This window comes from Bacillus sp. LR_5, assembly GCF_042709275.1.
Map to the genome: position 1 here is coordinate 1 of NZ_JAVAXX010000667.1, position 806 is coordinate 806.

Genomic DNA, 806 nt, shown 5'->3' on the forward strand with positions numbered 1-806 from the left:
CAAAGTCGTAACTTACGATTTTGCTAGATTAATGGACGGGGCGACTGAAGTGAAATGTTCAGAGTTCGGAGAAGAACTGATCAAAAACATGGACTAAGCAAGGAAAAAGCCTAAAACTAGCCATAAAGGAGAAGAGAGACATGGGAAATACTCGTAAAAAAGTTTCTGTTATCGGAGCAGGTTTTACCGGAGCTACAACTGCATTTTTAATCGCTCAAAAAGAGCTGGCAGACGTTGTTCTTGTTGACATTCCGCAATTGGAGAACCCGACAAAGGGAAAAGCGCTTGATATGCTTGAAGCAAGCCCAGTTCAAGGCTTTGACGCAAAAATTACGGGAACATCTAATTACGAGGATACAGCTGGCTCTGACATTGTTGTCATTACAGCCGGTATCGCAAGAAAACCTGGTATGAGCAGAGATGATCTGGTCTCTACAAACGAAAAGATTATGAGAAGCGTTACGCGGGAAATCGTGAAATATTCTCCTGACTCTATTATTGTGGTGCTGACAAATCCTGTTGATGCAATGACATACGCGGTGTACAAAGAATCAGGCTTCCCTAAAGAGCGTGTAATCGGCCAGTCCGGTGTGCTTGATACGGCAAGATTCAGAACATTTGTGGCAGAGGAATTAAACCTGTCAGTGAAAGATGTGACTGGTTTCGTACTCGGCGGACACGGTGACGATATGGTTCCGCTTGTGCGTTATTCTTATGCTGGCGGAATCCCGCTTGAAACTCTTATTCCGAAAGAACGGATTGACGCAATTGTGGAGCGCACTAGAAAAGGCGGAGGCGAAATCGTG

The 806-nt window shown here is 44.7% G+C and carries 2 protein-coding genes; both read left to right on the top strand.

Annotation, left to right across the window (positions count from 1 at the left end; genetic code table 11):
- Positions 1 to 97, top strand: a 97-nt coding sequence (locus RAC86_RS39365) for a hypothetical protein (RefSeq protein ID WP_377887035.1), incomplete at its 5' end; no start/stop codon positions are given.
- Between the two features lie 43 nt (positions 98 to 140).
- On the top strand, positions 141 to 806 hold a 666-nt coding region (mdh, locus tag RAC86_RS39370; protein ID WP_377887034.1), incomplete at its 3' end, for a malate dehydrogenase.